The organism is Streptomyces katrae (assembly GCF_000966975.1).
GTDB classification, from domain to species: Bacteria; Actinomycetota; Actinomycetes; order Streptomycetales; family Streptomycetaceae; genus Streptomyces; species Streptomyces katrae.
The window spans coordinates 1-3169 of record NZ_JZWV01001313.1; the positions used below are offsets into that span (position 1 = coordinate 1).

The following is a 3169-nucleotide window of genomic DNA, read 5'->3' on the forward strand; positions in this document are numbered from 1 at the left end:
GCCGTACTGGACGTACTTGGTGCCCCGCCAAAGCGGCGAGGTGCGGTGCCGGGCGGCGCGGGTCAGACAAGATCCGGAAGAGACGGCCTAGCGGCGCCGGCCCCGGCGTGGGGCGGGGGTGGCCGGTTTCGGTTCCGGGGGGTCGATGCGGTGCAGGTCGAGGGTGGCCGGGAGCGGGGTGGCGCCGGGGCCGCCGGACTCGGCCCAGGCGATGATCTCGTCGGTGGCGGTGTCGTCCAGGGCCCAGCCGAACCAGACGGCGCGGGCGCCCCGGCGGCGGGCCTCGGTGGTGGGCTGGACCACGATCACGTTGGCCCGTTCGCAGGGCCCGAGGCATTCGCTGGTCCGTACGGCCAGCCGGCCCCCGGAGGCGTCGGCGGCCTCGCGGAGCCGGGCGAGCTGGCCGGCGTGGTCGGTGCCGGGGTTCTTGCGGGGGTCCCCGCAGCAGCACCCCCGGCAGACCACGAGGGTGCAGGGGCGCGGGGCATGGGCGGAGAGCGGGCGTATCCAGGTCACCGACGCACGTTACCGGCCCTGTGCGGCGGGGTGTTGGGGCCGGGGCGAGACCTCCGCCACAGGGCCGTCCGGGAGTTGGCCGCTGTCGGGGGTGTCGGGGTCGGCGGCGCGGCGGCGGGCGAGGACGGCGCAGACCATCAGCTGCATCTGGTGGAAGAGCATCAGCGGCAGTACCGCCAGGGAGGCCTGGGCCCCGAACAGGACGCTGGCCATGGGCAGTCCGGCGGCCAGGCTCTTCTTCGACCCGGCGAACTGGATCGCGATCCGGTCCGCGCGGCCGAAGCCGAGGCGGGCGGACCCGTACCAGGTGACGAGCAGCATGAGGGCGAGGAGTACCGCTTCCACGGCCATCAGCGCGCCGAGGCGCGGGAGGCTGACCCGGTGCCAGACCCCGGCGGCCACGCCCGCGCTGAAGGCGGCGTACACGACGAGGAGGATCGAGCCCCGGTCGACGTAGCCGAGGACCTTCTTGCGGCGGGTGAGGAAGCCGCCGGTCCAGGGGCGCAGGAGCTGGCCGAGGAGGAAGGGCAGCAGCAGCTGGACGACGATCTTCAGGAGGGAGCCGGCGGAGAAGCCGCCGCCGTCGCCGCCGAGGAGGGCTCCGGCGAGCAGGGGGGTCAAGGCGATGCCGGCGAGGCTGGAGAAGGAGCCGGCGCAGATCGCGGCGGGGACGTTGCCGCGGGCGATGGAGGTGAAGGCGATGGACGACTGGACGGTGGAGGGGACCAGGCAGAGGAAGAGCAGCCCGTTGTAGAGGGGCTGGGTCAGGAGGGTGGGGACGAGCGCGCGGGCGGCCAGGCCGAGGGCCGGGAAGAGCACGAAGGTGCAGGCCAGCACGGTGAGGTGGAGGCGCCAGTGGCGCAGGCCGTCGAGGGCCTCGCGGGTGGAGAGCCGGGCGCCGTAGAGGAAGAAGAGCAGGGCCACGGCGGCGGTGGAGGCGCCGTCGGCGACGGTGGCGGCGGGGCCCCGGGCGGGGAGCAGGGCGGCCAGGCCCACGGTGGCGAGCAGCGCCAGTACGTAGGGGTCCAGGGGGAACCGGGCGGGGAGGCGGGGGCGGCGCATGGGCGGTGCTCACTTGCTCTCGGGAGGGGCGCGCCCGGTGGCGGCGGGCGGCTTCCATCGTCGCCGCTCGCCGGTGATCGGGAAACCCGCACACCGCACTGACTGCCATCGCGGTACGTGATGACCGGGTCTACTCTGGGGGCGTGTACGACCCGGTCCAGTTGCGCACCTTCCTCACGGTGGCCCAGACGCTGAGCTTCACCCAGGCCGCGGGGCGGCTGGGGGTGCGGCAGTCCACCGTCAGCCAGCACGTGCGGCGGCTGGAGGAGGCCACGGGCCGGCCGCTGTTCGCCCGGGACACCCACAGCGTGGCGCTGACGGAGGACGGGGAGGCCCTGCTGGGCTTCGCGCGGACGATCCTGGAGGCGCACGAGCGGGCCGCCGCCTTCTTCACCGGGACCCGGCTGCGCGGGCGGCTGCGGTTCGGGGCGTCGGAGGACTTCGTGCTGACGCGGCTGCCGGAGATCCTGGAGGGGTTCCGGCACGAGCACCCCGAGGTGGACCTGGAGCTGTCGGTCGAGCTGTCGGGGATCCTGCACGAGCGGCTGGACGAGGGCCGCCTGGACCTGGTGCTGGCCAAGCGGCGCGGGCCCGGGGACGAGCGGGGCCGGCTGGTGTGGCGGGACCGGATGGTGTGGATCGGGGCGGAGGGGCTGCGGCTGGATCCGGAGCGTCCGGTGCCGCTGATCGTGTTCCCGCCGCCGGGGATCACCCGGGCACGGGCGCTGGAGGTGCTGGAGCGGGAGGGCCGGGCGTGGCGGATCGCGTGCACGAGCGGCAGCCTGAGCGGTCTGATCGCGGCGGCCCGTGCGGGGCTCGGGGTGATGGCGCACACCCGGGGGCTGATCCCGCCGGGTCTGGTGCGGGTGGGCGGGCTGCCGGAGCTGGGTCCGGTGGAGTTCGCGCTGCTGCAGGGCCGCCGCCCGACGCCGGCCGCGGAGGCCCTGGCGGCGGCCGTCCTGGCGGGCGGCGACCGCCTGAGCCGGCCGGCGTAGGGCGGGCCTGCGGGCCTGCCGTTCGGGTTGCGGGCGCACGAGTGCGCAGGTGGGGCGGTCTTGCGGCCGAGGGGATCTTGTGGAGGTTTTCGCAGGGGTGCCGGGCGGAGGGGCCCGTGGGGTAGCGTCTCGGCGCCCGGGACCCAAGGAGGCAGTGTTGCGCGAGTTCACCGTCCCGCCCGTGGTCGGCGGCTCGCCGGCCGGCGGCCTGGCCGACGTGGTCTTCGAGCATGCCGGGCAGGACCCTCACCGGGTGGCGCTGGGCCGCAAGACGGGCGGGGTGTGGCGGGACGTGACCTCCGGGGAGCTGGCCGGGGAGGTGCTCGCGCTCGCCAAGGGGCTGCTGGCGCAGGGGGTGCGCTTCGGGGACCGGATCGCGGTGATGGCGCGCACCCGCTACGAGTGGACCCTGTTCGACTTCGCGCTGTGGGCGATCGGCGCGCAGCCGGTCCCCGTGTACCCGACGTCCTCGGCGGAGCAGGTGCACTGGATCCTGTACGACTCCTCCTGCGCCGGGTGCGTCGTGGAGGACGAGGACCAGGCGATGACGGTCGGTTCGGTGATCGAGCGGCTGCCGGGGCTCCGGCTGCTGTGGC

Annotated in this window: 4 protein-coding genes; 2 read left to right on the forward strand and 2 right to left on the reverse strand. The window is 75.3% G+C overall.

The features are described 5' to 3' along the window. Positions 1–87: 87 nt before the first annotated feature. Together VR44_RS36585 and VR44_RS36590 are read right to left on the reverse strand one after the other, a co-directional pair. Positions 88–516: a hypothetical protein gene (locus tag VR44_RS36585; protein ID WP_094192150.1), complete on the reverse strand. Its 429-nt coding sequence runs from the start codon at positions 514–516 to the stop codon at positions 88–90. Positions 517–525: 9 nt separating this feature from the next. Next, positions 526–1578, reverse strand: coding sequence for a bile acid:sodium symporter family protein (locus tag VR44_RS36590; protein ID WP_045951978.1), 1053 nt, complete (start codon positions 1576–1578; stop codon positions 526–528). Positions 1579–1721: 143 nt separating this feature from the next. Here VR44_RS36590 and VR44_RS36595 point away from each other — a divergent pair, with 143 nt between their 5' ends. After that, positions 1722–2573 carry a LysR substrate-binding domain-containing protein gene (locus VR44_RS36595; protein WP_045951979.1) on the forward strand — a complete coding sequence of 284 codons (852 nt, stop codon included), beginning with the start codon at positions 1722–1724 and terminating at the stop codon, positions 2571–2573. Positions 2574–2730: 157 nt separating this feature from the next. Then, a partial coding sequence (locus tag VR44_RS36600) for an AMP-binding protein (protein WP_045951980.1) occupies positions 2731–3169 on the forward strand: 439 nt, incomplete at its 3' end.